The sequence below is a fragment of the Sphingomonas sp. ASV193 genome, assembly GCF_040203355.1.
GTDB lineage: Bacteria > Pseudomonadota > Alphaproteobacteria > Sphingomonadales > Sphingomonadaceae > Sphingomicrobium.
The window spans coordinates 1-25,770 of sequence record NZ_JBEHBW010000004.1 but is presented as its reverse complement, the minus strand read 5'-3'; the positions used below and the strand labels follow the sequence as shown (position 1 = coordinate 25,770).

Below are 25,770 nucleotides of genomic sequence, written 5' to 3'. Positions count from 1 at the left end.
ATTTTGCCCATAACGGGCGAAGTCTGTCGCCAAGCTTAACGGGTTGCTATTCAATACGAAATGAAGCTCAGCCGCGTTTTTTCGGCTCGGCGAAGGTGAAGGCGCTGTCGGGCACCGCGACATTGTAGCGCTGGTTCGACAGCACGACCTTGGTCCGCTTGTTCTGCGCGTCGATCGCGGTCCACCCCTCCAGCTTCAGCCCGGCGGGCGCGGCAGGATTGCGCGAGAAGGCCATGACCAGCGTCCCGAACTCGGGACGGCGCGCGTCGCGCGCGCGGATCACGACCAGGTTCGGGCTGCCGCTGTTCTGGATCGTCGCGATCCGCGCAAGGTTGGGGTTGGCGTCGAGCAGCGCCGACAGCGGCGAATTGGCGATCGAATAGCGGCTGTGCTGCCCGACCGAATAGTCGAGGAAGTGGATCTGCCGCCCGTCGGCGACCAGCAGCATGTCGGCGTTCTGGCCATAGTCGAAGCGGATCTTGCCCGGCCGCTTCATCGACAGCGCGCCGCGCAACTGCCGCCCGCGCCCGTCGGTCTGGACGAAGTTGGCAGTCAGCGACTGGGTCGCGGCGATGCTCTGCTGGACCCGCGCAAGGTCGGCGTTCTGGGCCGGGGCCGGCGCGGCCAGCGCGACGAGAGCGACCGGCGCGGCGAAACGCGCATAACGGGTGGCGAACATGAAAATCTCCGTGAAAAATGCTGGCCCGCTCTGGCCCCCGCCCATTTAATGCCCCCTGAACCTTCCGGTTCCGAACGGTTCAGCCGGGCGCGTATCCTAGAGAGGGTGTCCGTCGGTATCGATCAGCACCTCGCGCCGCCCGACATGGTCGGGGACCCCGACCAGCCCGTCCTTTTCCATCCGCTCGATCAGCCGCGCGGCATTGTTGTAGCCGACGCGAAGCTGGCGCTGGAGGTAGCTGGTCGACGCCTTCTGGCTCTCGGCGACGATCTGGATCGCCTTGCGATAGAGCTGGGTCTCGGGGTCGTCGTCGCCGGTCGGCTGGCCGTCGAACAGATAGCCGCCGTCCTCGGGCTCCTCGGTGACCGCCTGGATATAGTCGGGGGTGCCCTGCTTGCGCCAGTAATCGGCGACCGCGCGCACCTCGTCGTCGCTGACGAAAGGGCCGTGGACGCGAAGGATCTGCTTGCCGCCGGGCATGTAGAGCATGTCGCCCTTGCCCAGCAGCTGCTCGGCCCCCTGCTCGCCAAGGATGGTGCGCGAATCGATCTTGCTGGTAACCTGGAAGCTGATCCGCGTCGGCAGGTTCGCCTTGATCACGCCGGTGATGACGTCGACCGACGGGCGCTGGGTCGCCATGATGAGGTGAATGCCCGCCGCGCGCGCCTTTTGCGCCAGCCGCTGGATCAGGAACTCGACCTCCTTGCCCGCGGTCATCATCAGGTCGGCCAGCTCGTCGACCACTACCACGATCTGGGGCAGCAGGTCGTATTCCAGCTCCTCGGTCTCGTACATCGGCTGGCCGGTGTCGGCGTCGTAACCGGTCTGGACGCGCCGCCCGAGCTTGGCCCCCTTGGCCTTCGATTCGCGTACCTTGGCGTTGAAGCTGGCGAGCTGGCGCACCCCCAGGCTCGCCATCATCCGGTAGCGCTCCTCCATCTGCTCGACGGTCCATTTGAGCGCGCGGATCGCCTTGCCCGGCTCGGTCACCACCGGCGACAGCAGGTGCGGGATGTCGTCGTAGATGCTCAGCTCGAGCATCTTCGGGTCGATCATGATCATCCGGCACTCGTCGGGGTCCATCCGGTAGAGGAGCGACAGGATCATGCAGTTGAGCCCGACCGACTTGCCCGACCCGGTGGTGCCCGCGACCAGCAGGTGCGGCATCGGCGCGAGATCGGCGATCACCGGATCGCCCGAGATGTTCTTGCCCAGGATCAGCGGCAGGCTCATCGCCTGGTCGGCGAACGCCTGGCTCCCGACCAGCTCGCTCAGCGACACCGTCTGGCGGTTGGCGTTGGGCAGCTCGATCCCGATCACGCTTCGCCCGGGAATGGTCGCGACGCGTGCCGACAGCGCGCTCATGTTGCGCGCGATGTCGTCGGCCAGCTGGATCACCCGGCTCGCCTTGATCCCGCTCGCGGGCTCGAGCTCGTACATGGTGACGACCGGGCCGGGGCGCACCTCGACGATGTCGCCGCGCACGTGGAAGTCCTCGAGCACGCTCTCGAGCAGCCTTGCGTTGCGCTCGAGCGCGGCGCGGTCGATCGACTTCTTGTCGTGCGGCGGGGGCGGGCTCAGCAGGTCGATCGGCGGCAGCTTGTAGGTATCGCCGAGCGCCAGCGTCGCCTGCCCCGCGGCAGGGGCTGCGGCCTTGCCGCGCTTGGCCGCCGGCGCCTTGGCGGCGGGCTGGATCGCGCGGGTCGGGTCGGTGACCGCGACCGCGGGCCGCGATCGCGGCGGCGCGGCGACCGGCTCGTCTTCGTCGCCGACGCGCTCGTCGCGCTCGGTCCGGCGCGGGCGCACCGGCCGGTCGGGATCGCGGCGCAGCCGGTCGCCCGCCCACGCCTTTTCCTCGCTGGTCAGCCCCAGCCCGAGCCAGCCGACCGCCAGCCCGGCGAGCACCAGGATCATCATCGCCGCCAGCCGCACCGGCCCGGCGATCGCGGGATTGCCGATCAGCCCGACCAGCGCGTCGATGCCGTGCGCCCCGCCCAGCCCGACCAGCCCGCCCCAGCCGGCAGGGAGCCCCGACACGCCCGATCCCGACAGCATCGCCGCGGCGATCCCGATCAGCCCCGCCCCGACCGCCCCGACCAGCAGCGCGCGGCCGAGGTGCGGGGTGTCGCTGTCGCGCGCCATCCGAAGCCCTGCGAGCGCGACCAAGGGTAGCAGCAGCGCCGCCGGAATCCCGAACAGCAGCAGCAGCGCGTCGCTGGCATAGGCGCCGAACCCGCCCAGCCAGTTGGCGGGCGGCCCGGCGGCGGCGGTCGACAGGCTCGGGTCGGTCGACGAATGGGTCGCCAGCGCGACCGCCAGCGCCACCGCCAGCGCGACCAGCAGCATCCCGCTCGACCGGCGCAAAAAGGCGCGCATCGACGCCGACAGCTTGTCGCGCCAATGCGGCTCCAGGTCGCGCTTCTGTGCCCGCTGCACCGCGGTCGCCATTCGATCCCCCGAAAAATTCGTCGTGACGCCACAATGCCTTGCGCCGGACTCGCCGACAAGCCTCGCCAAGCCACGGCGCAATCACTAATTAGCGGGCATGGACCGGACGGACGTGATCATCTTCGGCGGCGGGCTGGTCGGCCTGTCGCTCGCCGCCGCGCTCGATTCGAGCGGGCTTTCCTCGATCGTGATCGACCCCGCCGATCCCGACACGCGGCTCGACGCCGCGTTCGACGGGCGGACCACCGCGGTCTCCTCCTCGTCGATGCGGATGTTCCAGGCGATCGGGGTCGCCGACCATTTCCCCGTCCCCGGCGGCCCGATCCGCGCGATCCAGGTCGCCGACGGCCTCGCGCCCGGCGGGCTGACCTTCGAGCCGTCCGAGGGTGACGACGAGCCGCTCGGGGTGATGCACGAGAATCGCCACCTGCGCGCCGCGCTCCGCGCCCGCGCCGAGACGGGCAAGGCGATCGACCTGCGCTGGACGGCGAAGCCGGTCGCGGTCGATCGCGGCGATTTCGGGGTGCGCGTCACGCTCGACGACGGGCGCGAGGTGGCCGCGCCGCTGCTGGTCGCCGCCGAGGGCCGGGGCAGCCCGACCCGGGAGGCGGCGGGGATCCGCATGGCGAGCTGGCGCTACGATCATGCCGCGATCGTCTCGACGCTCCGCCACGCACGCCCGCACGAGGGTGTCGCCTACGAAATCTTCTACCCCGCCGGCCCGTTCGCGCTGCTGCCGATGGCCGATGATGAGGAGGGCCATCGCTCGGCGATCGTCTGGTCGGTCGGCAAGGACGATGCCGCCGGGTTTCTCTCGCTGTCCGACGCCGACTTCGCCGCCGAGGCCGAGGCCGCGTGCGGCGGCTTTCTCGGCGCGATGAGCGCGATCGCCCCGCGCACCTCCTACCCGCTCGGCTTCCACCACGCCGCGCGGATCGTCGGCAAGCGGCTGGCGCTCGTCGGCGACGCCGCGCACGGGATGCACCCGATCGCGGGGCAGGGGATCAACGTCGGCTACCGCGACGTCGCCGCGCTGACCCAGGTGCTGGTCGAAGGCGCGCGATTGGGGCTCGACCTCGGCGATGCGCAGCTGATGGAACGCTACCAGCGCTGGCGCAGCCTCGACACCTTCATGGTCAGCCTCGCGACCGACGGGCTGACCCGGCTCTACGGCGTCCCCGGCCGGACCGCCTCGGCGGTGCGCCGGCTCGGCATGGGCGTGATCAACCGCATCGGCCCGGTCCGCGACCGGCTGATGGCCGAAGCGCGCGGCACCAGCGGCGACCTGCCCCTGCTCCTGCGCGGCCTGCCGATCTAGAGCATGCCCGTGCTCGCCTGTCCCCCGGACAGGCTGCGCGCGATCATTGTATCGTCTGACCCGCGTCGGCGCCGCCGGGCGCGATTCGCTGGAATTGCATCAGCTGGACGACCAGGTCGGCGCGGTCCTTTAGCGCGGGTTCCTCGAGCAGCGCCTGCTTCGCCCCGCTGTCGAACGGCGCGACCTGCGCGATCGCGTTGACCAGCAGTTCGTCGTCGAGCTGCCCGACCGCTTCCCAGTCGACCACCAGCCCGAGCGCGTCGCCGAACAGCCGCGCTTCCTGCTCGACCGCGCTGCGCAGGGCGAGCGGCAGCGGCTCGGGTTCCGAATCGTCGAACGCGTCGGGGTCGACGTCGGCCTGCCGGAACGGCGTTCCCGAATCGACCTCGGCGATCAGCCGGAACCGGTCCGATCCCTGAAGCACGATGTTGTAGCGCCCGCCGTCGAGCTCCTCGACCCCGACGATCTCGCCGATGCACCCCGCGCGATAGAGCGGCGGCGGATCGCCCGGGCCGCGCAGGTCCGACGGGCTCGGCTGGATCATCGCGATCCGCCCGTCGCCCGCCAGCGCGTCCCTGACCATTTCCTTGTAGCGCTCCTCGAAGATGTGGAGCGGCAGCTGCGCGCGCGGGAACAGGATCGACCCCGACAGCGGGAACAGCCGGACGCGAGTCACGCTCATGTGAAGAGAATCGCCGACAGCCGCCGCCGCTGCTCGCGGCCCCACGGATCGCCGAACCCCGCCGCCTCGAGCAGTTGCAGCAACTTCGTCCGCGCCGCGCCCTCGTTCCAGTCGCGGTCGCGCGCGATGATCTCGAGCAGCGCGTCGGCCGCCCCTTCGCGGTCCCCACCCGCCATCCGCGCATTGGCAATCGCGAAGCGCGCTTCGTGGTCGTCGGGGTTCGCCGCCAGCCGCGCTTCCTCGCCCGACACGTCGACCGCGGGGGCCGACGCGACCTCCAGCGCCGCCTTCGCCCGCGCCAGCGCCGGGTGGTCGGGCATCGTCGCGGCATATTGGTCGACCAGCGCGCGGGTCGCCTCGACCTTGCCCTCGGCCAGCATCGCGCGCGCAAGTCCGCCGATGATCTCGGGATTGTCGGGGTCGAGCCCCAGCAGCTGCGCGAACGCCATCTCGGCGCGCTGCGAATCGCCCGCGTCGAGCGCGGCCTCGGCGGCGGCGAGCTGCGGCGCGATTTCGGCCGCCAGGTCCTGCGCCTTGCCCTTGACCGGCAGTTGGCCGAGCAGCTGGTCGAGCGCTCGGCCAAGCTGCGCCTCGGTACGATAATTGGTCAGGTCGGCGACCGGCTGTCCCTGGAAGATGGCATAGACGGTGGGGATCGACTGGACCCGGAACTCGCTCGCGATCAGCTTGTCGGCATCGACGTCGATCTTGGCGAGCACCACGCCGCGGTCGGCATAGTCGGCCGCGACCTTTTCGAGGACCGGGCCGAGCTGCTTGCACGGCCCGCACCATTCGGCCCAGAAATCGAGGATGACCAGGCTGGTCATCGACGGCGCGATCACCTCGTGCTCGAACCGCTCGATCGCCGCCTTCTCGTCGTCGTTCATACCCAGCGTCGCCATGCGCCGCGATATGGGCGTCCGGCGCGCAAGGAGCAAGCGGCGCTTGCACGGGGGTTGCGTGGGGCGGGGGAGGCTGCTAGCGGCCCGATCACCCTAGCCGCAGGGCCAACACGCATGACGCGTGCCGGCCGAGCGGCTCAGCGTTCGAGCGGGCGTAGCTCAGGGGTAGAGCACAACCTTGCCAAGGTTGGGGTCGAGGGTTCGAATCCCTTCGCCCGCTCCATTTTTCCAATCGGAAATTCCACCACCGTTCATCCGGCGCGCGCTATCACGCGTACCTGTGGCGACGATGGAGAAGAAGATGATCCGCACTGCCCTTGTTCTCGGCGCCGCCGCGCTCGGCGCGTTGATGCTCGCCCCCAGCCTGACCGCCAGCGCCGAATCGGCGCGCCTCACTCCGCCCCCGGCGCTTTCGCTTCCCGCCGGCGGCCCGTCCGAGACCGCCTTTTTCGCCGGCGGCTGCTTCTGGGGGGTCGAAGGCGTGTTCGAACATGTGAAGGGCGTGACCAGCGCGGTCGCCGGCTATGCCGGGCCGAAGCGCGGGACCAGCTACGAACAGGTGTCGTCGGGCACCACCGGCAATGCCGAGACGGTCAAGGTCACCTTCGATCCGCGCGTGGTCAGCTATGCCCAGCTGCTGCGGATCTATTTCTCGGTGGTCGCCGACCCGACGTCGCTTAACCGGCAGGGCCCCGACAGCGGCACCCAGTATCGCACCGCGCTGTTCCCGACCTCGCCCGCGCAGGCGCGGCAGGCGCGCGCCTACATCGCCCAGCTGAAGGCCGCTCGGGCCTTCCCGCGCCCGATCGTCACCAGCATCGAGCAGGGCGCCTTCACCCGCGCCGAGACCTATCACCAGGGCTATATGCGCGCCCACCCCGACGCGCCCTACATCGCGATCAACGACCGGCCGAAGGTCGAGGCGCTGAAGCGACTGTTCCCGGCGCTCTACCGCGCCTGACCGAGCGCCGCCCCGCCCGCTTTCCACAGCATGTAGGCGGCGACCGCGAAGATCAGTCCGGCGAAGATCCGCGTGAGCGCCCCGCGTCTTGCCGCCAGCCGCTTCGCCAGCCGCCGTCCGCCGAGGCTTCCGACCAGCCCGCCGGCGACGAAGGCGATCGCCACCGGCCAGTCGATCAGTCCCGACAGCGCATAGCTCGCCGCGGTCGTCAGCCCGAGCGCGGTGACCGCGACCAGGCTGGTCGCCATCGCGTTGAAGATCGGCAGCGCCGCCGCCGCCATCAGCCCGGGGACGATCAGGAAGCCGCCCCCGATCCCGAAGAAACCGGACAAAACCCCGGTGATGAAGCCGTACCCGAGCAGCCTGGCGTCGGTCCGCCGGTCGCCCGGCGCGGGCGCGGCCTCGCCGGGCTCGCCCCGCCGAAGCATCAGCGCACCGACCAGGATCATCAACAGCGCGAACAGCGCCAGCAGCCGCTGCCCGTCGAACGCCTTGCCCGCGACCGAGCCCAGCGCCGCCCCGGCCACCCCGGCGGCGGCGAAGGTCAGCCCGGGCCGCCAACGCACCGCACCGTCACGCGCCTTGCCGACCAGTCCGATCGCCGCGTTCGCCGCGACCCCGAACGCGCTGGTGCCGATCGCCAGGTGCGGCGACCGGATCCCGACCGCATAGACCAGGATCGGCACCGCCAGGATCGATCCGCCCCCGCCGACCAGCGCGAGGCTGAAGCCGACAAGCCCGCCGCCGATCGCGGCGATCGCCCAGTGCGCGTCAGGCCACACGGCGGTTCCACGGCATCAGCGCGAGGATCTTCGCCATTCCGCAGAATCCGGTCGCCCCGGCGACGGTCAGCCCGGCCCCGACGAACATCGCCAGCCCGATCCAAGCGCGCGCCACGAACAGGCTCATCAGCGTACCGGTCAGCACCAGCGTCCCCGCCACGATCATCACCTGCCGCTGCATCTCGATCGGCGCGCGCGAATCGCGCTCGACCGGCAGCCCGGCCTTCGCCCAGCCGTCGATCCCGCCGTCGATGATGTAGCAGTCGCGCCCGTTCGCGACCTCGGCCAGCGTCGCCGCCGCCGCGCGGGTCCGCATCCCCGAGCGGCAATGGAACACCAGCGTCTCGCCGGGAATCGCGCTTGCCCCAAGCGAATCGAGCGGCGCGTGAACGCTGCCGGCGATCCGCGCCCGCGCGCGCTCGTCGGCCGAGCGAAGGTCGACCAGCGTCGCACCGCCGCGGATCCGCGTGTGCGCCTCGTCGGGGGAAATCGTCGTCGTCATCGTCGAAACGGCCTCCTACAGGTCCGGGCAGAAAATCTGGCGAAGCGTCGCCAGCAGCGTGCCGACGCGCGGATCGGCGACCGAATAGCGAATCGACTGGCCTTCGCGACGCGCGGTGACCAGCCCGTCGTTCCGAAGCCGCGCGAGGTGCTGCGACAGCGCCGACTGGCTGAGCGCGAGCAGCCCGCCGAGCGCGCCGACGCCCAGCTCCCCCGCCTCCTCGAGATGGCACAGGATCAGCAGCCGCTGCTGGTTGCCCAGCTGCCGCATCAGCTGCGCCGCCTCGGCCGAGCGGGCGACGAAATCGGGTTCGAGGCCGGTATTCATAAGAGAACGCTAAATTAGAAATTGATCATATATTCGTCAACCCCTATATTCGCCCCATGACCGAGCCCGCGATCCGCGCCTTTTTCGACGAGCCGACCTTTACCGTCAGCTATCTCGTCTGGGACCCGGCGACCCGCCACGGCGTGGTGATCGACCCGGTGCTCGATTTCGACGTCGCCTCGGGCACGGTCGACAATCATTCGGTCGACGCGATCCTCGCCGCCGCCGCAGAAGAAGGGGTGAGTCTCGACTGGGTGCTCGAAACCCATGTCCACGCCGATCATTTGTCCGGCGCGCCGCTGATCAAGGCGCGCACCGGCGCGCGAATCGCGATCGGCGAGCACGTCCGCGACGTCCAGACCATCTTCCGCCCGATCTTCGGCGCCAGCGACGTCAAGGAAGGCGGCGGCGACTTCGACCGGCTGCTCGCCGACGGCGAGACGATCGAGGTCGGGGATCTCGCGATCGAGGTGATGCACACCCCCGGCCACACCCCCGCCGACGTCAGCTACCGCATCGGCGGCGCGGTGTTCGTCGGCGACACTTTGTTCATGCCCGACTATGGCACCGCGCGCTGCGACTTTCCCGGCGGCGACGCGCACCAGCTTTACCGTTCGATCCGCCGCCTCCTCGCGCTGCCGCCCGAAACCCGGCTGTTCATGTGCCACGATTACAAGGCGCCGGGCCGCGAAGCCTTCGCGTGGGAAACCACCGTCGCCGATCAGCGCCGCGCCAACGCCCATGTCCACGACGGCATCGGCGAGGAGGCTTTCGTCGCGATGCGCCAGGCGCGCGATCGCACGCTCGATACTCCGCGGCTGCTGGTCCCCTCGATCCAGGTCAACATGCGCGCGGGCCGCTTCCCGCCGGCCGAGGCGAACGGAGTGCGCTACCTGCGCGTTCCGGTGGTACTCAAGGAAGGCGCCGACGCCGGCTCGCTCGCCTAGGCGCCTAGGCGGGCGCCCGTTCGCGAAACCATTTGGTGATGACGTACTTGGTCCCGCGCCGCACCTTCATCCCCTGGTGGAGCGTCGCCGGGTTGGGCGTTCCGTCGGGCAGGAGGTTGTTCCACGCCAGCAGCTTGCCCGTTTCGGGCTGCACCGTCTTGCCGATCGCCTTGAACCGCGTCGCCCCGCCGTCCTCGGGCCGGTTGAGGTAGATCATCGCGGTCCACGTGCGGTTGCCCTGCTCGGCGCAATGCGCGAAAAAGTCGGCGCTCCCCGGGTTGAACGTGTCGGTGTGCGGCTTGAACTCCTGCCCCGGCGCATAGCGCTGCCCCTGGATCGGCTCGCCCAGCGCCGGGTCGATCCCCAGCGCCCCGGCGATCGCCGCATCGACCGCGCGCGCTAGCGGGTCGTCCGGCGCGAAATGGCAGGTCTCGCTGGTGCGGAACGCCGCGCGCCCGTCATGGTCGGCCAGTGTCGAGGGCGTCCGCCGCTTCTCGATCGCCGCGCACAGCGCCGCGCAGCTCGCCTCGTCGAGGAAATCGCGAACGACGAACAGTTCGAGCGCCTTGCTCGGCACCCGCTGCGCCCCCGCCCGCGCCGCCAGCGCCGCCGCCGGATCAGCGCCCACGATGACTCGCGATCACCGCGCGCGTCACCGCCTGCATCAGTCCCTGCGCGCCGCCGTTCGCGGTGTTGGGAACGGTCATCAGCGCCATCGCGTAGACCGTCCCGTCGGGCGCGGTGAGCAGCCCGATGTCGTTGATCCCCCCGATCCGCCCGTGCAGCTCCTGCCCGGTCCCGGTCTTGTGGTTCCAGTCCCAGCCGCGCGCGAGCGCCGCCCTGACCCGCGCCCGCCCGGTCCGCGTCCGCCCCATGATCGCCAGCAACCGCCGGGTCGATCCGGGCGACAGCAGCTCGCCGCGCTTCAACCGCGCCAGCGCGCGCGCCACCGCGCGCGGCGATGCGCCGTCGAACGGGTCGTCGAGATAGCGGTCGAACGCCGCCTTGCGCACCGCAAAGGGCAGCGCCGCCCGCGCCCGCGAAAAGGCGTTGCCGACCGAATAGCCCTGGCTCCACGTCAGCCCCGCGATCCGCGACTGGAGCGAGCGCTCGCCATTGTAGAAGCGGATCGCGCCGAGGCCCTTGCGGCGGATCGTCGCGCGCACCGCGTCGGGCCCCCCGATCGAGCGCAGCAGCGTGTCGTTGGCGGTATTGTCGCTCTCGGTGATCGCCTGGAAAAGGAGCGCGCCGAGCGTCGTCGTATGGCTTCCCTTGCGCCGCACCAGCTCGGCCAGCGGCTGGTGAAACAGGGTGAGGTCGCGCGGATGAATGGTGACCTGCCGGTCCAGCGACACGCGCCCCTCGTCGACCTCGTCGAGCAGGGTGATCGCGACCCAAAGCTTCGAACAGCTCTGCTGCGGGAACAGCCGGTCGGCGCCGAAGTCGATTTCCCACCGGTCGCGCAGGTTGACGATGGCGATGCCCGCACGGCCATTGAACCGGCGCGCGATGGCGGCGATCTCGGCGCGAAGACTCTCCGGCGAAGCGCCGCGCTCGGGCCCGGCCTCGGGCGAGGGCGCCAACGGGTCGCGCTGCGCCAGCGCGGGCCACGCGAGCAGCGCGCCGATCCAGCCCAGCACCGCCCGCCGCGACGTCACGACGTCACTTCGCCTGCGGTCCACCGGGGGCGCTCGGAACGCTCGTAGCGCTCGGGGCGCCACCCAGCAGCGCCTGGCTCTCAAGCTGGTCGAGCGCCGCCTCGACCCCCGCCATCCGCCGTGCGCGGTCGATCCACGCCTTGACCTCGGGCCGCCCCGCGCCGGGCATCCGCAGCGTCTCGGCCAGCGCGACCGCGACCTTGCCGCCCTTCAGCGCGTCGAGCGCGCGCCCGAACCGCGCGGCTGGCGCCGGGCTCGGCCGGTCGGTCCGCCGGATCGACACCAGCTCGCCCAGCCCGCGCTTGAACCCGGTCCAGAAATCCTCATTCGGCGATGGCCCCTCGACGCTCGCCTGAAGCGCCTGGTAATCGCCGGTCAGCTGGTCGAGCGTGTCGGGTTGCCGCCCCGCGCTGATCACGCCGGTCACCGCCGCCTGCTGGCTCGGGCCGAACCGCTGGACCAGCAGCGGCTCGAGGTAGCCGAGCGGCATCCCGCGCTCGATCGCGCGCCGCGCGGCGAAGGCGACCAGCAGGTTGTCCGCGCGCCCGGCCGACCCGGCGGCCTGCTGGGTCGCATTCTCTACGTTCGACAGCCGCGCCTCGATCCCCGCCAGCCGCGCCGCCTCGTCGGGCACCGCCGCCGCCGCCGGAGACGGAGCCGCGACCGGCTGCGGCACGCTCACCACGCGCGGCGCGCTCGGCGCGGGCGCGACGCCGAGGAACTGCGCCCCCGCCTGCCAGCGCGCCAGGCCCCACACCGCAAGCCCGGCGCCGACCAGCAGCAGCAGCACCGCCCAGGCAAGGCGCGCGGTCCAGGCATTGGGGGGCGACGTTGGCATCACCCGCCTGTCTGGCACAGCCGCGCGGCGAGCGAAAGCAAGGCGGCGTCGTTGGGCAGCGGCGCCGCCTCGACCGTTTCCCACCCCGGCCCGCACGCCTCGGCCGCGGGCTGGCCGATCGCCGCCACCCGCGCGCCCGCCTTGCCACGCGCCAGCTCGGCCAGCCGCCGCCCCGCGCGCGGGCTGTGCACCGCGACCACCGTGTCGCTGAGGTCGGGCAGGTCGGGGGTCTCGATCGGCACCGCCGCATAGACGGTGACCGTGGTGATCGCGTGCCCGCGCGGGGTGGTGTCGGTGCGGTCCTCGCCGCCGATGTGCAGGAGTCGTTGTCCCGGCGGCAGGCCCTCGAGCAGTTCGCGCGCGCCGCGCTCGCCGACCGTGACGACCGTCAGCCCCATCGCCCGCGCGGTCGCCGCGGTCGCCTCGCCGACCGCGTGGACCGGCAGCCCGGCCAGGTCGCCCAGCGCACCCGCGCGCCGAAGCGTGTTGCCGCTGGTCAGCAGCAGTGCGTCGAACGCGTCCGCCGCCGGCCGCTCCCATTCGACCGCCTCGATGGTGAACAGCGGCGCGGCGATCACCGCCATCCCCATCGCCTCGGCGCGCGACCGGCTCGCCGACAGCCCCGGCTCGGGGCGCAGCAGGACGAGTGGCCTCACGCCTCGAACAGGCGGCGGATGCTGTCGGGCGCACGCGCCAGCATCGCCCCCGCCAGCGCCTCGGCCTCGCCCGCGTCGCGCAGCAGCGCGCGCTCCTCGACCATGTCGGCTCCGTCCTCCGAATAGATCGCCGCGCGGAACTCGAAGCCCTCCTCGGCGACCAGCGCCAGCGCCGCGACCGGGCTGTGGCAGGTCCCGCCGAGCGCGCGGGTGAAGGCCCGCTCGACCGCGACCGCCGCGTGGGTCTCGCGATGGTCGATCGCGGCGAGCCGCGCGCGCGTCGCCGCGTCGTCGGCGCGGCACTCGATCCCCACCGCCCCCTGCGCCGGGGCGGGCAGCATGACGTCGGTCGCCACCGCGACCCCGACGGTCTTGCCGAGCCGGTCAAGCCCCGCCGCCGCCAGCAGGCTCGCCGCGAAGTCGCCCGAGGCGACTTTGGCGAGCCGTGTGTCGACGTTTCCGCGAAGCAGCCCGATCCGAAGGTCGGGGCGCAACCGGCGAAGCTGCGCGGCGCGGCGCGGCGAGCTCGTTCCGACCAGCGCGCCGTGGGGCAGCGCGTCGATCTCCTCGACCCCGATCAGCCGGTCGCGAACGTCGGCGCGCGGCAGCATCGCCGCGATCACCAGCGCGTCGGGCCGCTCGCTCTCGACGTCCTTCATCGAATGGACCGACGCATGGGTCTCGCCGTCGATCAGCGCGCGGTCCAATTCCTTGGTCCACAGCGCCTTGCCGCCGACCTCGGCCAGCGCGCGGTCCTGGATCCTGTCGCCGCTGGTCTTGATGACGTTGAGCGCGACCGTGCCGGGCGCCCAGCCGTGCGCCGCCTCGAGCGCCGCCGCGGTCATCCGCGCCTGCGCCAGCGCCAGCGGCGACCCGCGCGTGCCGAGAAGGAGGAGGGGAGGATTGTCCATCGCCGCCAAGCGCTAGCGCAACGCCGCGGCATAAGGCAAAGGCGAATGCAATGGCCCTCATCCTCGCCCTCGAATCCTCGTGCGACGACAGCGCCGCCGCGCTGGTCACCTCGGACCGGCAGATCCTCGCCCAGGCGGTGGTCGGGCAGAACGAGGCGCACCGCCCGTTCGGCGGGGTCGTCCCCGAAATCGCCGCGCGCGCCCATGTCGAAATCCTCCCCGGCCTCGTCCGCCAGGTGCTCGCCGAGGCGAACGTCGCGGCAGGCGAGGTCGACGCGATCGCCGCCACCGCCGGCCCGGGGCTGATCGGCGGGGTGATGGTCGGGCTGATGGCGGGCAAGGGCCTCGCGCTGGCGCTCGGCAAGCCGCTCGTCGCGGTCAACCATCTCGAAGGCCATGCGCTCTCGCCCCGCCTCGTCGATCCCGGCCTCGACTTTCCCTACCTGCTGCTGCTCGCCAGCGGCGGCCACTGCCAGCTGCTCGAAGTGCGCGGGGTCGGCGATTACCGGCGGCTGGCGACGACCATCGACGACGCCGCGGGCGAGGCGTTCGACAAGGCGGCCAAGCTGCTCGGGCTCGGCTATCCCGGTGGCCCGGCGGTCGAGGCGCTGGCGGCGCAAGGCGACGCGGGCGCGGTCCCGCTCCCGCGCCCCCTGCTCGGCTCGCCCGAACCGCATTTCAGCTTCGCGGGCCTCAAGGCCGCGGTCCAGCGCGCGAAAGCGAGCGGCGAGCATGCCGACGCCGACATCGCCGCGAGCTTTCAGCAGGCGGTGGTCGACTGCTTCGTCGACCGCACCGCGCGGGCGCTTCGCGCCAGCGCCGCGCCGACGCTGGTCGTTGCGGGCGGGGTCGCCGCCAACCGTGTGGTCCGCACCGCGCTCGCCGACCTCGCCGCGCGCGAAGGGCGCGGCTTTTCGGTCCCGCCGGGCTGGCTGTGCACCGACAATGCGGCGATGATCGGCTGGGCGGGGGCCGAGCGTTTCGCCGCGGGCCTCACCGACCCGCTCGGCGCCGCCGCGCGCGCGCGCTGGCCGCTCGACGAAGGCGCGGAAAAGGTGCGCGGCGCGGGAGTGAAGGCATGAGCGAGATCGACCCGAATATCGAGCGCGTCGCGGTGATTGGCGGCGGCGCGTGGGGCACCGCGCTCGCGCAGGTGCTCGCCGCCGACGGGCGCGAGACGTTGCTGTGGGCGCTCGAGGACGACGTCGTGACGGCGATCAACCGCGTCCACGAAAACCCGGTCTACCTGAAGGGGCTCAAGCTCAGCCCCGCGATCCGCGCCACCGCCAACTTCTCCGACCTTGCCGGGGTCGATGCCTGGGTCGTCGTCACCCCCGCCCAGCACATGCGCGCGGTGCTGTCGCGCGCCCCCTGCCCGAACATGCCGCTGATCCTCTGCTCGAAAGGCATCGAGGACCGTTCGGGCCGACTGCTTCACGAGGTCGCGCGCGAGGTCTGCACCACCTCCCCGGTCGCCGTCCTTTCGGGCCCGACCTTCGCGCACGAGGTCGCCGCCGGGCTGCCCACCGCCGTCACCCTCGCCTGCGAGGATGCCGAGCTCGGCGCGCGGCTCCGCGACCGCATCGCCCGCCCGACCTTCCGCACCTATCTCAGCGACGATGTCGTCGGGGCGGAGATCGGCGGCGCGGTCAAGAACGTCCTCGCCATCGCCTGCGGGGTGGTCGACGGGCGCGGCCTCGGCCAAAACGCGCGCGCCGCGCTGATCGCGCGCGGCTTCGCCGAAATGACCCGCTTCGGGCTGGCGCTGGGGGCGAAGCGCGAGACGCTGGCGGGGCTGTCGGGGCTCGGCGACCTCGTCCTCACCTGCTCCTCGACCAGCAGCCGCAACTTCTCGCTTGGGCGTGCGATCGGCGAAGGGCGCGACGCCGCCGCGCTGATGGCCGACCGCCGCACCGTGGCCGAAGGCGCCTTCACCGCCCCTGTGCTCCACCGCGTCGCCGAGGCGAAGGGCATCGACATGCCGATCGTCGCCGCGGTCAACGCGCTGCTGTCGGGCAACGCCGGGATCGAGTCGGTGCTCGACGGGCTGCTCAGCCGCCCGCCGCGCGACGAAACGCTCTAGAAGTCGACCGCGACGCCCTTCTTTTCCCAGTCGCCATAACGGGTCGGGTCGAGCCGGTCCTCCTCGCCTTCGGGCGTGTCGGGGACCTCGACCGCCTCGGGGTCGGGCACCGGCGGCGAAGGCGTCAGGTAGGCGGGCGGCGGTTCGCGTTCCATCTGGTCGATATGGGCGCTATGGGCCGCGCATGCCAGCCGTCCCCGGTCTCGCCCCGCGCCGCGCCGCGCTCCGCATGCTCGACGGCGTGCTTCGCCGCGGCGAGACGCTCGATCGCGCCGCCGCGCTGACCAAGGGCCTTGCGCCCCACGACGCCGCGCTCGCGCTGGCGATCGCGGGGGAAACGCTGCGCCGCCTGCCCGCGCTCGACGCGGCGATCGATTCGGCCACCCGCCAGTCGCTGCCCGACGATTCGAAGGCCCGCGCCGTCCTCCGCCTCGCGCTCGCGCAAAAGGCCGCGCTCGACGTTCCCGACCATGCGCTGGTCGCGACCGCGCTGCCGCTGGTCGACGGTGGCCCGCGCCGGCTGGTCCACGGGGTGCTGGGGACGCTGCTGCGCAAGGGCGCGACCTTTTCCGACGCCGACCCGCTCCCCGATGCCGTCGAACAACGCTGGCGCGCCGCCTGGGGCGATGAGGTCGTCGCCGCCGCGCGCCGCGCGATCCTCCGCCGCCCCCCGCTCGACCTCAGCTTCAGGTCGGACGTCGTCTCGGACGACTTTCCGCTTGGGCAAAGCCTCGCCCCGCGCCACCGCCGCCTCGGCCCAGACGATGGCGGCGTGACGTCGCTGCCCGGCTATGCCGAGGGCGACTGGTGGGTGCAGGACCTCGCCGCCTCGCTCCCCGCGCGGCTGGTCCCCGCCCACGCGCGCAGCGTGATCGACGCCTGCGCCGCGCCGGGGGGCAAGACGATGCAGCTCGCCGCCGCGGGCCATGCGGTGACGGCGCTCGACCGCTCGGAAAGTCGTCTGGAACGACTGCGGGCCAATCTCGCCCGCACCCGGCTCGACGCCACCCCCGTCGCCGCCGACGCGCTCGACTGGTCGCCCCCCGCTCCTGCCGACGCGGTGCTGCTCGACGCCCCTTGCTCGGCGACCGGCACCTTCCGCCGCCACCCCGAAGTGCTCCACCGCGCCACCGCGCGGATCATCGCCGATTGCGCCGAGCTGCAGGCCCGCCTGCTCGATCGCGCCGCGACCTGGCTCCGGCCCGGCGGAAGCCTCGTCTACGCGGTGTGCAGCCTCGAACCGCAAGAAGGCGAGGTGCAGGTCGATCGCTTCCTTGGTAAGCACCCCGGCTGGCGCCTCGAACCCGCGCCCCCCGCCGTCCCCGGGATCGCCCCGCGCGAACGCGGCTGGCTCCGCCTTCTCCCCGGCCAGCTCGAGGAGGCGGGCGGGCTCGACGGTTTCTTCATCGCCCACCTTGTCCGCGGCAGCGATTAACGTCTAATCGAGCCGATGCCCGCGCCGCTCATCTCGCCCTCGATCCTGTCCGCCGACTTCGCGAAGCTCGGCGAGGAAGTGCGCGCGATCGACGAGGCGGGGGCCGACTGGATCCACGTCGACGTGATGGACGGCCATTTCGTCCCCAACCTCACCATCGGCCCGGCGGTGGTGAAGGCGCTCCGCCCGCACTCGGCCAAGCCGTTCGACGTCCACCTGATGATCAGCCCGGTCGATCTTTATCTCGACGCCTTCGCCGACGCCGGCGCCGACCACATCATCGTCCATCCCGAAGCGGGCCCGCACATCCACCGCTCGCTCCAGCACATCCGCTCGCTCGGCAAGAAGGCGGGCGTCTCGCTCAACCCCGGCACTCCGGCGAAGATGCTCGATTACCTCCTCGACCTGACCGACGTGGTGCTGGTGATGAGCGTCAATCCCGGCTTCGGCGGGCAGAAATTCATCGCCAGCCAGCTCGGCAAGATCGAGGCGGTCGCCACCATGATCGCCAAGCGCGGCCTGTCGACGATCGTCGAGGTCGACGGCGGGATCGACCCCGTCACCGCGCGCCAATGCGTCGATGCCGGCGCGGGCGCGCTGGTCGCGGGCACCGCGGTGTTCAAGGACGGCCCCGCCGGCTACGCCCGCAACATCGCCGCGCTCCGGGGCGACTGATGGCCTCCGACGCGTCGGCGAAGGCGGTCGGCAAACTGGCGAAAGGCGGGCTGTTCGCGCGGCTGTTCGGTGCGGGCAAGCAGCCGCTCCGCCTTACCGCCGTCCCGCGCGACCATGTCGCGGGCGAGCGCGCGGCGGGCGACGCACTGCTCGCCGGCCGGCTGCGGCTCGGCAAGCAGGAATTGTCGCTCGAGGCGCTCGACTTCGCCGCGCTCGATTCGGCCGACCCGCTCGATCGCTACGCACAGGGGTTCGAATGGCTGCGCGATCTCGCCGCCGCCGCCTCGCGCGAAAAGGGCGCGCGGCTGGCCGAGGCGGTGGCCGGCAAGTGGCTCGTCGCGCACGGCGCCAGACCCGACGCCGCCTGGGCGCCCGCGCTGTGGGGGGTGCGGATCCTGTTCTGGACCGCCTACGCCCCTTACGTCCTGTCGAGCCGCGATCCCTCCTACCGCTCGGCGCTGCTCAACACCCTCGCGCGCGGCGCGCGCCATCTCGAGGCGAATGCCGACAAGGCCCCCGCCGGGCTCGACCGGATCTCGGCCTGGGCGGGCGCGCTGGTCGCCGCGCTGACGCTCCAGGGCGGGCTCCCGCGCCTGTCGAAGGCCGAGGGCGGGCTGATGCGCGCGCTCGCCTCGGCGCAATATGACGACGGCGGGCTGATGAGCCGGTCGCCCGCGCAGCAGGCGGTGCTGGTCGACCGGCTCGGCCTCGTCCGTGCCGCCTATTCGGCCGCCAAGCAGGCCCCGCCCGACGCGTTCGAATCGGCCGCCGCCGCCGCGCTCGCCGCGCTTCATGGCGTCACCATGGGCGACGGCACGCTGTCGAGCTGGCAGGGTGGCAATCCCGGCGACGCGGCGCGCCTCGCCGCGCTGGTCGACGGCTGCGGGCTCCGCGCCCGCCCGCTCCGCGCCGCGCGCGGCTGGGGCTACCAGCGGATGAGCGCGCTCGGCAGCGTGGTGGTGGTCGATGCCGCCGCGCCCCCGCCCGCGCGGCTGCTCGCCACCGGCTGCGCCTCGACCCTCGCGCTCGAATTCAGCGACGGGGCGCAGCGGCTGGTGGTCAATTGCGGCGGCCCCGGACTCGCCCCTGCCGACCTTTCGCCCGACCTCGCCGCGGCGCTGCGCACCACCGCCGCCCATTCGACGCTGGTGCTCGACGACACCAATTCGACCGCGATCGGCGAAGGCGGCGCGCTCGGCCGCGGGGTCGGCGAGGTGACGACCAGCCGCGACGAAAGCGACGACGCTTCGCGGCTCGAAGCGAGCCACGACGGCTACGTCCGCAAGTTCGGCCTCGTCCACCAGCGCCGGCTGACGCTCGGCAACGACGGCAAGGAATTGCGCGGCGACGACCGGCTGCTGCCCAAGGGCCGTCGCAAGATCCGCGAGGCCGCGCCCTACGCGATCCGCTTCCACCTCGCCCCCGGGGTCGAACCGACCGTCACCGCCGACGGGATGGGCGCGATCCTCCGCTCGGCGGGCGCGCCGCCGTGGAATTTCCGCTGCCGCGGCGCGATGCTCCAGGTCGAGGAAAGCCTCCACGTCGACGGGCGCGGCCGGATCGTCCCCACCTACCAGCTCGTCGTCGTCGGCGAAGTCAGCGGCGTCGGCGGCGACATCGGCTGGCAGTTCCGCCGCGCCAGCTAAGCTCCCAGCAAAAAGGACCCCACGTGACCGATATCGTCCCCATCCGCCGCGCGCTGATCTCGCTGTCCGACAAGAGCGGGATCGAGGCGCTCGCCGCCGCGCTCGCCTCGGCCGGGGTCGAACTCGTCTCGACCGGTGGAACCGCCGCCAAGCTTCGCGCGCTCGGCCATGACGTCCGCGACGTCAGCGACCTGACCGGCTTTCCCGAGATGATGGACGGGCGCGTCAAGACGCTCCACCCGACCGTCCACGGCGGGCTGCTCGCGGTGCGCGACAACCCCGACCATGTCGCGGCGATGGACGCGCACGGCATCGGCGCGATCGATCTGGCGGTGATCAACCTCTACCCGTTCGAGGCGACCGTCGCGAAGGGGGCGGGGCGCGACGAGGTGATCGAGAATATCGACATCGGCGGTCCCTCGATGGTCCGCTCGGCGGCCAAGAACCACGCCTCGGTCGCGATCCTCACCGACCCCGCCGACTATCCCGAGCTGCTCGCCGCGCTCGGCGCGGGCGGCACCGACCTCGCCTTCCGCAAGCGGCTGGCGGCCAAGGCGTTCGCCACCACCGCCGCCTACGACAGCGCGATTTCGCACTGGTTCGCTTCCGCCGACCAGAAGACGAAATTCCCCGCGAAGGCCGCCTCGGCGCGCGTCCTGTCGGGGACGCTCCGCTACGGCGAAAACCCGCACCAGGACGCCGCGCTCTACGTCCCGGGCAGCGTCGACACCCACGGCCTGCCGCAGGCGACGCAGGTGCAGGGCAAGGAACTCAGCTACAATAATTACAACGACGCCAATGCCGCGCTCGAACTCGCCGCCGAATTCGCCGGGCAGGACCCGGCGGTGGTGATCGTCAAGCACGCCAACCCGTGCGGGGTCGCGCAGCGCGGCTCGCTCCGCGGCGCGTGGGACGAGGCGCTGGCGTGCGACAGCGTGTCGGCATTCGGTGGGATCGTCGCCACCAACGTCCCGCTCGACGCCGCGACCGCCGAGGCGATCACCGGTATCTTCACCGAAGTGGTCGTCGCCCCGGGCGCGAGCGACGAGGCCAAGGCGCTGTTCGCCAAGAAAAAGAACCTCCGCCTGCTGCTGACCGCCGGGCTGCCCGACCCGCGCCGCGCCGGGCAGGTGATGAGCATCATCGCCGGCGGCATCCTCGTTCAGGACCGCGACAGTGGCGCGATTACCGCCGACGACCTCAAGCTGGTGACCAGGCGCGAGCCGACCGCGCAGGAACTCGCCGACTGCCTGTTCGCCTGGACCGTCGCGCGCCACGTCAAGTCGAACGCGATCGTCTACGCCAAGGACGGCGTCACCGCCGGGATCGGCGCGGGCCAGATGAACCGCCGCGACAGCGCGCGCATCGCCGCGATCAAGGCGCGCGAGGCGGCGGAGACCTACGGCTGGCCCCAGCCGCGCACGGTCGGCTCGGCGGTCGCCTCCGACGCCTTTTTCCCCTTCGCCGACGGCTTGCTGGCGGCGGTCGAAGCGGGCGCCACCGCGGTGATCCAGCCCGGCGGCTCGATCCGCGACGACGAGGTCATCGCCGCCGCCGACGAGGCGGGGCTGGCGATGCTGTTCACCGGAATGCGACACTTTCGGCATTAAGCCGCCGAGCGCAGCGACGCCGACGCGAAGCGTCGCCGGAGCAGCGCGAAGAGCCGGCGAAATGCGGCCGGCCTGCGAGCGCAAGCTCGACAGGACCGACGGCGCGGATTTACTCCGCGCCGCCAGCGACGGTCGAAGTAGGGACAGGAAGGAAAGAGCCGCCGCGGAAACAATCCGCGCCGTCGGTCCTGTCGCCTTTCAGGCGCAGGCCGTCCGCGGCGAAGCCTCTCTTCGCGCTGCTCCGGCGGCGCTAGCGCGCCGGCGTCGCTGCGCTCGGGTCTTCGTTGAGCTTCTCGATATCCCGCTTGCGCATCCGGAACAGCTCGCGGTCCTCGGGGCCGAAGCCCTTGGTCCACAGCACCGCGCCGAACGCGGCGAGGATCAGCGGGATGCCGACGAACAGCTGCAGCCATTCGCTCAGCAGCAGGCGGGCCGGCACCCCGACCGCGACCGCCGCCGCCGCCGCCCAGACGAGGTCCCAGCGCCAGCCCGACACGCGGTGGCCGAGGATCTTGGCGAGCAGCCGCGACTTCATCACCGACGCGAAGGCCAGCGACACGGTCAGCGCCACCGCGGGCCCGGTCGCGACGAACGGCTCAGGCCAGTGCGCGCCGCGCATCAGCACGATGAACAGCACGCTCAGCCCCGCCTCCATCGCCAGCATGACGAGGCTGATGATCATGTTGCGGTGCCGCGCAAGGTAGATCAGCGCCGCCTCGCTGACCACCGCGGTCGCCGCCATCACCTCGGCCGCCAGCAGGAAGCCGAGCGTCGCCGTACCGCCGGTGAACTTGGCCCCGACCAGCCCCATCACCGCGCGCCCGGGAATGCCGAGCGCAAGCGCGATCCCGGCCTGCGCGCCGAGGATCCAGAAGCCGACCTGCCGCACCTGCCCGGCGATCCCGCCATAATCCTTCGCCTCGACCCCGCGCGCGATGGCGGGGCCAAGCACCGGCTCGAAACTGGTTTTCAGCTTGGCGGGCAGCGTCGCCACCTGCTGCGCGACGTAATAGATGCCGACGAACACCGGCGACATGAACAGGCCGAGCACCGCGATGTCGATCCGCCGGCTCGCCCATTCGACCGCGTCGGCGGCGGCGAGCGGCATGTTGCGCTTGGCGGTCGCCCACGCGTCGGGCAGGTCGGGCCGCCACCCGCGCGGGAGCCCGAAACTCTTCACCAGCGGCACCACCGCCGCGATCATCGCCGCGACCATCGAGATGACATAGGCGATGATCAGTCCGTCGCGGATCGAGATCCACGCCCAGCCGAAAGCGACGATGCTGATCGTCCACGGCTCGACCACCCCGCGCGCGCGCACCGTCGCGCCGACGTCGTTGCGATAGGCGAGCGCGGCGAGCGCGATGTCGGTCCACGAAATCGCCAGCACCGTCACCGGCAGCAGCCACTCGAGCCCGTGGATCTGGCTGTTGGGGAACATCGCCTTGGGAAAGCTGCCGAGGATCACCATCCCGACCACGCTGCCCAACAGCGACACCAGCAGCGCGTCGGCGACGAGATTGGCCTGCGCCTTTCCGCCCTCGCTGTCGCTCTTGGCGAGCTGCCGCGCCAGCCCGCGCTTCAGCCCCAGGCTCGCCAGCTGCGCGACCAGCTCGACCACGATCGTCGCATAGGCGAAGCGCCCCAGCGCCTCGGGGCCATAGCTTCGCCCGGCGATGAACAGGAACGGCAGCCGCGCGATCAGCCGCATCACGAAGCCGATGAAGTTGAGCCGCCCGCCCCGCGCCAGCGCGGCCATGTCGGCGGTGTTGTCCTTTTTCTCGGGCGCGGCCCCCGCCGCCGCCGGCGATGCGTCGGTCAATGCGCTTCGCCCCAGTGCGCGCCCCAGCCGACCTCGACGTCCAGCGGCACGTCGAGCGTCAGCGCGGGTTCGGCCGCCGACGCCATGACGTCACGGATCACCGCCGCCGCCGCTTCCTCGCGGCCTTGCGGAACTTCGAACACCAGCTCGTCGTGGACCTGCAGCAGCATCGCTACCTCGCCCAGCCCCGCGTCCGCCAGCGCGCCGTCCATCCGGTTCATCGCCCGCTTGATGAGGTCCGCGCTGGTCCCCTGGATCGGCGCGTTGATCGCCGCCCGCTCGGCCCCCTGCCGAAGGTTCATCTGCGACGAGCGGATGTTGGGGAAGTGCGTCTTGCGTCCGAACAGCGTCTCGGTGAACCCGTTCTCGCGCGCGAAGGCGAGCGTGTCGTTGATATAGGCGCCGATCCCGGGGAAGCGCTCGAAATAGCGGTCGATGATCGCCTTGCCCTCTTCCTTGGGGATCCCCAGCCGCCCCGCCAGCCCCCACGGCGAAATGCCGTAGAGGATCGCGAAATTGACCGTCTTGGCGCGCCCGCGCGTCTCGCGGTCGACGCTGCCGAACAATTCCTCGGCGGTCATCGAATGAATGTCCTGCCCCTCGCGAAACGCCGCCTTCAACTGGGGCACGTCGGCCATGTGCGCGGCAAGGCGAAGCTCGATCTGCGAATAGTCGGCGCTCATCAGGACATGGCCCGGCTTCGCCACGAACGCGTCGCGGATCTTGCGCCCGATCTCGGTGCGGATCGGGATGTTCTGGAGATTGGGGTCGGTCGAGGAGAGCCGCCCGGTCTGCGCCACCGCCAGCCCGAAGCTGGTGTGCACCCGCCCCGTCTCGGGGTTGATCTGCGCCTGCAACGCCTCGGTATAGGTCGACCGCAACTTGGTCAGCTGCCGCCATTCGAGCACGCGGGTCGCCACCTCGACCCCCTCGCCCGCCAGCCGCTCGAGCTCGTTGACGTCGGTCGAATAGGCGCCGCTCTTGCCCTTGCGCCCGCCCTTCAGCCCCAGCCGCTCGAACAGCACCTGTCCCAGCTGCTGCGGGCTGCCGATGGTGAACGGCCCGTCGGCCGCCTCGTAGACCTTGGCCTCGAGCTTCTCGATCTCGGCGGCGAACTCGCTCGACAGCTTGCTGAGATAGCCGCGGTCGACCAGCACCCCGCGCCGCTCCATCGCCGCGACCGTCGCGACCAGCGGCCGGTCGACCATCTCGTACACGCGCGTTGCCCGCTCCCCCGCCATCCGCCGCTTCAGCCGCCGCCACAGCCGCAGCGTCACGTCGGCGTCCTCGGCGGCATATTCGGTCGCGGGGGCAAGCGGCACCTGGTCGAAGCTGATCTGCTTCTGCCCGGTCCCGCACAGCGTCTTGAATGCGATGCACTCGTGCCCGAAATGCAGCTTGGCGAGCTCGTCCATCCCGTGGGTGCCAAGCCCCGCGTCGAGGTCGAAGCTCATCACCATCGTGTCGTCGTAGGGCGCGACATGGATGCCGGCCCGCGCGAACATCGTCAGGTCATATTTGAAATTATGCCCGACCTTCAGCACCGCCGGGTCCTCGAGCAGCGGCTTGAGCTTGCCCAGCACCGTCTCGGCCGACAGCTGCGCGGACGCCTCGGCGAACATGTCGCTCCCGCGATGCGCGACCGGGATGTAGCAGGCGAGGTTGGGCTCGAGCGCGAGGCTGACCCCGACCAGCTTGGCGACCTGGCAGTCGATGCAGTCGGTCTCGGTGTCGACCGCGACCATCCCGTTCTGCCCCGCCGCGCCGATCCAGCGATCAAGGTCCTCCTCGCTCGTCACGGTGACATATTTCGACCGGTCGAACGCCTGCTTGTCGACCTCGCCGCGCCCGGTCCCCGACGGCACCGGCGCGCTCGACGACGGCTTGACGTCACGGCCAAGCGATTGCGGCGGAACGGTTTTCCCTGACGCGCCAGTCATCCGCGCCATCAACGTCTTGAATCCCTGCTCCTCCAGGAACAGCCGCAGCGGCGCCTCGGGAATTCCCTTAAGCGCCAAGCCTTCCAGCGGCTCGGGCAGCTTGCTGTCGCACACCAGCCGCACCAGTTCGCGCGAAAGTCGCGCGGCGTCGGCATGCTCGATCAGGCTTTGCTTCAGCTTGGGCTTGGTGATCGTCTCGGCCCCGGCCAGCACCGCGTCGAGGTCGCCGAAATCGTTGATCAGCTGGCTCGCGGTCTTCGGCCCGATGCCGGGGATGCCGGGAACATTGTCGACCTTGTCGCCCATCAGCGCGAGCACGTCGCCGAGCTTCTCGGGCCCCACCCCGAACTTCTCTACCACCTCGGCGCGGGTGAAGCGCTTGCCCTTCATCGTGTCGAGCATGTCGACCGCGCCGTCCTCGATCAGCTGCATCAGGTCCTTGTCGCTGCTGACGATGGTGACCTTCCACCCTTCCTTTCGCGCCGCGCCGACGTAACAGGCGATGATGTCGTCGGCCTCCAGCCCTTCCTCCTCGATGCACGGGATCGAAAAGGCGCGGGTCGCGGTGCGGAACAGCGGGAATTGCGGCACCAGCTCCTCGGGCGGGGGCGGGCGATTGGCCTTGTACTGGTCGTACAGCTGGTTGCGGTGGGTGATGCTCGACGCGTCGAAGATCACCGCCAGGTGGGTCGGTCCGTCGCTCCGCTCGAGGCTGTCGGCGAGCTTCCACAGCATCGAGGTGTAGCCATAGACCGCGCCGACATTAAGCCCCTGCCGGTTGGTCAGCGGCGGCAGCACGTGGAACGCGCGAAAGATATAGCTCGACCCGTCGACCAGATAGAGGTGGGGCTGCTTGTCGACGAGATCCGGCATGAACGCACCGCCATAGGGTCCGTCCTCGATACCCGCAACGGCCGTGACGGAGCCGATTTTGCCCAGCGCTAGGAC

The 25,770-nt window shown here is 71.4% G+C and carries 24 protein-coding genes and 1 tRNA gene; 10 read left to right on the top strand and 15 right to left on the bottom strand.

Annotated features, from left to right (window positions below; all coding sequences use genetic code 11):
- Nucleotides 1-67: 67 nt before the first annotated feature.
- A complete protein-coding gene (locus ABDK56_RS08485) occupies nt 68-679 on the bottom strand; it encodes a LolA family protein (protein ID WP_349807833.1) in 612 nt (203 codons plus the stop codon).
- Between the two features lie 96 nt (nt 680-775).
- A complete protein-coding gene (locus ABDK56_RS08480) occupies nt 776-3,055 on the bottom strand; it encodes an FtsK/SpoIIIE family DNA translocase (protein WP_349808139.1) in 2,280 nt (759 codons plus the stop codon).
- 169 nt (nt 3,056-3,224) lie between these two features.
- On the opposite strand from ABDK56_RS08480, the gene ABDK56_RS08475 reads away from it, so the two are divergent.
- Nucleotides 3,225-4,445, top strand: coding sequence for a UbiH/UbiF/VisC/COQ6 family ubiquinone biosynthesis hydroxylase (locus ABDK56_RS08475; protein WP_349807832.1), 1,221 nt, complete (start codon nt 3,225-3,227; stop codon nt 4,443-4,445).
- Nucleotides 4,446-4,488: 43 nt separating this feature from the next.
- Here the strand turns inward: ABDK56_RS08475 and ABDK56_RS08470 are convergent, their stop codons facing one another.
- Both ABDK56_RS08470 and ABDK56_RS08465 read right to left on the bottom strand, forming a co-directional pair.
- The gene (locus ABDK56_RS08470; RefSeq protein WP_349807831.1) at nt 4,489-5,127 is read right to left on the bottom strand and encodes an LON peptidase substrate-binding domain-containing protein; all 639 of its coding nucleotides are present in this window, start codon (nt 5,125-5,127) and stop codon (nt 4,489-4,491) included.
- Nucleotides 5,124-6,029: a tetratricopeptide repeat protein gene (locus ABDK56_RS08465; RefSeq protein ID WP_349807830.1), complete on the bottom strand. Its 906-nt coding sequence runs from the start codon at nt 6,027-6,029 to the stop codon at nt 5,124-5,126. The genes ABDK56_RS08470 and ABDK56_RS08465 overlap by 4 nt, the downstream gene beginning before the upstream one ends.
- Nucleotides 6,030-6,177: 148 nt before the next feature.
- On the opposite strand from ABDK56_RS08465, the gene ABDK56_RS08460 reads away from it, so the two are divergent.
- Both ABDK56_RS08460 and msrA read left to right on the top strand, forming a co-directional pair.
- Nucleotides 6,178-6,252 (top strand) — tRNA-Gly (locus tag ABDK56_RS08460).
- 78 nt (nt 6,253-6,330) lie between these two features.
- Complete coding sequence (msrA, locus tag ABDK56_RS08455; protein WP_349807829.1) at nt 6,331-6,990, top strand: peptide-methionine (S)-S-oxide reductase MsrA; 660 nt, start codon at nt 6,331-6,333, stop codon at nt 6,988-6,990.
- Here msrA and ABDK56_RS08450 read toward each other — a convergent pair.
- Genes ABDK56_RS08450 through ABDK56_RS08440 form a run of 3 tightly spaced genes read right to left on the bottom strand, consistent with a single transcriptional unit; the run spans nt 6,978 to nt 8,601 of the window.
- Nucleotides 6,978-7,772 (bottom strand): sulfite exporter TauE/SafE family protein, encoded by a 795-nt coding sequence (locus tag ABDK56_RS08450; RefSeq protein WP_349807828.1) that lies wholly within the window; start codon nt 7,770-7,772, stop codon nt 6,978-6,980. The two genes, msrA and ABDK56_RS08450, sit on opposite strands and share 13 nt — an antisense overlap.
- On the bottom strand, nt 7,762-8,274 hold the full coding sequence (locus ABDK56_RS08445) for a rhodanese family protein (protein ID WP_349807827.1): 513 nt from the start codon (nt 8,272-8,274) through the stop codon (nt 7,762-7,764). Before ABDK56_RS08445 ends, ABDK56_RS08450 begins: the two co-directional genes overlap by 11 nt.
- A 15-nt stretch (nt 8,275-8,289) precedes the next feature.
- The gene (locus ABDK56_RS08440; protein ID WP_349807826.1) at nt 8,290-8,601 is read right to left on the bottom strand and encodes an ArsR/SmtB family transcription factor; all 312 of its coding nucleotides are present in this window, start codon (nt 8,599-8,601) and stop codon (nt 8,290-8,292) included.
- A gap of 56 nt (nt 8,602-8,657) precedes the next feature.
- Here ABDK56_RS08440 and ABDK56_RS08435 point away from each other — a divergent pair, with 56 nt between their 5' ends.
- Nucleotides 8,658-9,548: an MBL fold metallo-hydrolase gene (locus ABDK56_RS08435; protein WP_349807825.1), complete on the top strand. Its 891-nt coding sequence runs from the start codon at nt 8,658-8,660 to the stop codon at nt 9,546-9,548.
- A gap of 4 nt (nt 9,549-9,552) precedes the next feature.
- On the opposite strand, the gene ABDK56_RS08430 is transcribed toward ABDK56_RS08435, so the two are convergent.
- From ABDK56_RS08430 to hemC, 5 genes are read right to left on the bottom strand one after another with little or no spacing between them, the layout of a single operon-like run.
- Nucleotides 9,553-10,176 carry a prolyl hydroxylase family protein gene (locus ABDK56_RS08430; RefSeq protein ID WP_349807824.1) on the bottom strand — a complete coding sequence of 208 codons (624 nt, stop codon included), beginning with the start codon at nt 10,174-10,176 and terminating at the stop codon, nt 9,553-9,555.
- Nucleotides 10,166-11,206, bottom strand: a complete 1,041-nt coding sequence (locus tag ABDK56_RS08425; RefSeq protein ID WP_349807823.1) for a serine hydrolase — start codon at nt 11,204-11,206, stop codon at nt 10,166-10,168. Before ABDK56_RS08425 ends, ABDK56_RS08430 begins: the two co-directional genes overlap by 11 nt.
- Before the next feature lie 4 nt (nt 11,207-11,210).
- Nucleotides 11,211-12,044, bottom strand: a complete 834-nt coding sequence (locus ABDK56_RS08420; protein WP_349807822.1) for a hypothetical protein — start codon at nt 12,042-12,044, stop codon at nt 11,211-11,213.
- On the bottom strand, nt 12,044-12,700 hold the full coding sequence (locus ABDK56_RS08415; RefSeq protein ID WP_349807821.1) for a uroporphyrinogen-III synthase: 657 nt from the start codon (nt 12,698-12,700) through the stop codon (nt 12,044-12,046). Before ABDK56_RS08415 ends, ABDK56_RS08420 begins: the two co-directional genes overlap by 1 nt.
- Nucleotides 12,697-13,611: a hydroxymethylbilane synthase gene (gene hemC, locus ABDK56_RS08410; protein WP_349807820.1), complete on the bottom strand. Its 915-nt coding sequence runs from the start codon at nt 13,609-13,611 to the stop codon at nt 12,697-12,699. Before hemC ends, ABDK56_RS08415 begins: the two co-directional genes overlap by 4 nt.
- A gap of 50 nt (nt 13,612-13,661) precedes the next feature.
- Between hemC and tsaD the strand changes: the two genes are divergently transcribed.
- Nucleotides 13,662-14,693, top strand: coding sequence for a tRNA (adenosine(37)-N6)-threonylcarbamoyltransferase complex transferase subunit TsaD (tsaD, locus tag ABDK56_RS08405; RefSeq protein ID WP_349807819.1), 1,032 nt, complete (start codon nt 13,662-13,664; stop codon nt 14,691-14,693).
- Nucleotides 14,690-15,694: an NAD(P)H-dependent glycerol-3-phosphate dehydrogenase gene (locus ABDK56_RS08400; protein ID WP_349807818.1), complete on the top strand. Its 1,005-nt coding sequence runs from the start codon at nt 14,690-14,692 to the stop codon at nt 15,692-15,694. Before tsaD ends, ABDK56_RS08400 begins: the two co-directional genes overlap by 4 nt.
- Here the strand turns inward: ABDK56_RS08400 and ABDK56_RS08395 are convergent.
- On the bottom strand, nt 15,691-15,849 hold the full coding sequence (locus ABDK56_RS08395) for a DUF1674 domain-containing protein (protein ID WP_349807817.1): 159 nt from the start codon (nt 15,847-15,849) through the stop codon (nt 15,691-15,693). The two genes, ABDK56_RS08400 and ABDK56_RS08395, sit on opposite strands and share 4 nt — an antisense overlap.
- 29 nt (nt 15,850-15,878) lie before the next feature.
- Between ABDK56_RS08395 and ABDK56_RS08390 the strand changes: the two genes are divergently transcribed.
- From ABDK56_RS08390 to purH, 4 genes are read left to right on the top strand one after another with little or no spacing between them, the layout of a single operon-like run.
- Nucleotides 15,879-17,129, top strand: coding sequence for an RsmB/NOP family class I SAM-dependent RNA methyltransferase (locus ABDK56_RS08390; protein ID WP_349807816.1), 1,251 nt, complete (start codon nt 15,879-15,881; stop codon nt 17,127-17,129).
- Nucleotides 17,130-17,144: 15 nt separating this feature from the next.
- On the top strand, nt 17,145-17,804 hold the full coding sequence (gene rpe, locus ABDK56_RS08385; RefSeq protein ID WP_349807815.1) for a ribulose-phosphate 3-epimerase: 660 nt from the start codon (nt 17,145-17,147) through the stop codon (nt 17,802-17,804).
- Complete coding sequence (locus tag ABDK56_RS08380; RefSeq protein ID WP_349807814.1) at nt 17,804-19,450, top strand: heparinase II/III family protein; 1,647 nt, start codon at nt 17,804-17,806, stop codon at nt 19,448-19,450. The genes rpe and ABDK56_RS08380 overlap by 1 nt, the downstream gene beginning before the upstream one ends.
- A gap of 23 nt (nt 19,451-19,473) precedes the next feature.
- Nucleotides 19,474-21,060, top strand: a complete 1,587-nt coding sequence (gene purH, locus ABDK56_RS08375) for a bifunctional phosphoribosylaminoimidazolecarboxamide formyltransferase/IMP cyclohydrolase (RefSeq protein ID WP_349807813.1) — start codon at nt 19,474-19,476, stop codon at nt 21,058-21,060.
- A gap of 250 nt (nt 21,061-21,310) precedes the next feature.
- Here the strand turns inward: purH and ABDK56_RS08370 are convergent, their stop codons facing one another.
- Together ABDK56_RS08370 and polA are read right to left on the bottom strand one after the other, a co-directional pair.
- The gene (locus ABDK56_RS08370) at nt 21,311-22,819 is read right to left on the bottom strand and encodes a lipopolysaccharide biosynthesis protein (RefSeq protein WP_349808138.1); all 1,509 of its coding nucleotides are present in this window, start codon (nt 22,817-22,819) and stop codon (nt 21,311-21,313) included.
- 59 nt (nt 22,820-22,878) lie between these two features.
- Nucleotides 22,879-25,695 carry a DNA polymerase I gene (polA, locus tag ABDK56_RS08365; protein WP_349807812.1) on the bottom strand — a complete coding sequence of 939 codons (2,817 nt, stop codon included), beginning with the start codon at nt 25,693-25,695 and terminating at the stop codon, nt 22,879-22,881.
- Nucleotides 25,696-25,770 lie beyond the last annotated feature (75 nt).

Excerpts from the sequence above, each read along its gene's own strand:
- ABDK56_RS08395 (WP_349807817.1), bottom strand. The coding sequence starts at position 15,849 with ATGGAACGCGAACCGCCGCCCGCCTACCTGACGCCTTCGCCGCCGGTG.
- hemC (WP_349807820.1), bottom strand. The coding sequence starts at position 13,611 with ATGGACAATCCTCCCCTCCTCCTTCTCGGCACGCGCGGGTCGCCGCTG.
- polA (WP_349807812.1), bottom strand. The coding sequence starts at position 25,695 with ATGCCGGATCTCGTCGACAAGCAGCCCCACCTCTATCTGGTCGACGGG.
- ABDK56_RS08485 (WP_349807833.1), bottom strand. The coding sequence starts at position 679 with ATGTTCGCCACCCGTTATGCGCGTTTCGCCGCGCCGGTCGCTCTCGTC.
- ABDK56_RS08420 (WP_349807822.1), bottom strand. The coding sequence starts at position 12,044 with ATGCCAACGTCGCCCCCCAATGCCTGGACCGCGCGCCTTGCCTGGGCG.
- ABDK56_RS08380 (WP_349807814.1), top strand. The coding sequence starts at position 17,804 with ATGGCCTCCGACGCGTCGGCGAAGGCGGTCGGCAAACTGGCGAAAGGC.
- ABDK56_RS08445 (WP_349807827.1), bottom strand. The coding sequence starts at position 8,274 with ATGACGACGACGATTTCCCCCGACGAGGCGCACACGCGGATCCGCGGC.
- ABDK56_RS08470 (WP_349807831.1), bottom strand. The coding sequence starts at position 5,127 with ATGAGCGTGACTCGCGTCCGGCTGTTCCCGCTGTCGGGGTCGATCCTG.
- rpe (WP_349807815.1), top strand. The coding sequence starts at position 17,145 with ATGCCCGCGCCGCTCATCTCGCCCTCGATCCTGTCCGCCGACTTCGCG.
- ABDK56_RS08440 (WP_349807826.1), bottom strand. The coding sequence starts at position 8,601 with ATGAATACCGGCCTCGAACCCGATTTCGTCGCCCGCTCGGCCGAGGCG.
- ABDK56_RS08435 (WP_349807825.1), top strand. The coding sequence starts at position 8,658 with ATGACCGAGCCCGCGATCCGCGCCTTTTTCGACGAGCCGACCTTTACC.
- msrA (WP_349807829.1), top strand. The coding sequence starts at position 6,331 with ATGATCCGCACTGCCCTTGTTCTCGGCGCCGCCGCGCTCGGCGCGTTG.
- ABDK56_RS08480 (WP_349808139.1), bottom strand. The coding sequence starts at position 3,055 with ATGCGCGCCTTTTTGCGCCGGTCGAGCGGGATGCTGCTGGTCGCGCTG.
- ABDK56_RS08400 (WP_349807818.1), top strand. The coding sequence starts at position 14,690 with ATGAGCGAGATCGACCCGAATATCGAGCGCGTCGCGGTGATTGGCGGC.
- ABDK56_RS08370 (WP_349808138.1), bottom strand. The coding sequence starts at position 22,819 with ATGGCCGCGCTGGCGCGGGGCGGGCGGCTCAACTTCATCGGCTTCGTG.
- ABDK56_RS08475 (WP_349807832.1), top strand. The coding sequence starts at position 3,225 with ATGGACCGGACGGACGTGATCATCTTCGGCGGCGGGCTGGTCGGCCTG.
- tsaD (WP_349807819.1), top strand. The coding sequence starts at position 13,662 with ATGGCCCTCATCCTCGCCCTCGAATCCTCGTGCGACGACAGCGCCGCC.
- ABDK56_RS08465 (WP_349807830.1), bottom strand. The coding sequence starts at position 6,029 with ATGGCGACGCTGGGTATGAACGACGACGAGAAGGCGGCGATCGAGCGG.
- ABDK56_RS08390 (WP_349807816.1), top strand. The coding sequence starts at position 15,879 with ATGCCAGCCGTCCCCGGTCTCGCCCCGCGCCGCGCCGCGCTCCGCATG.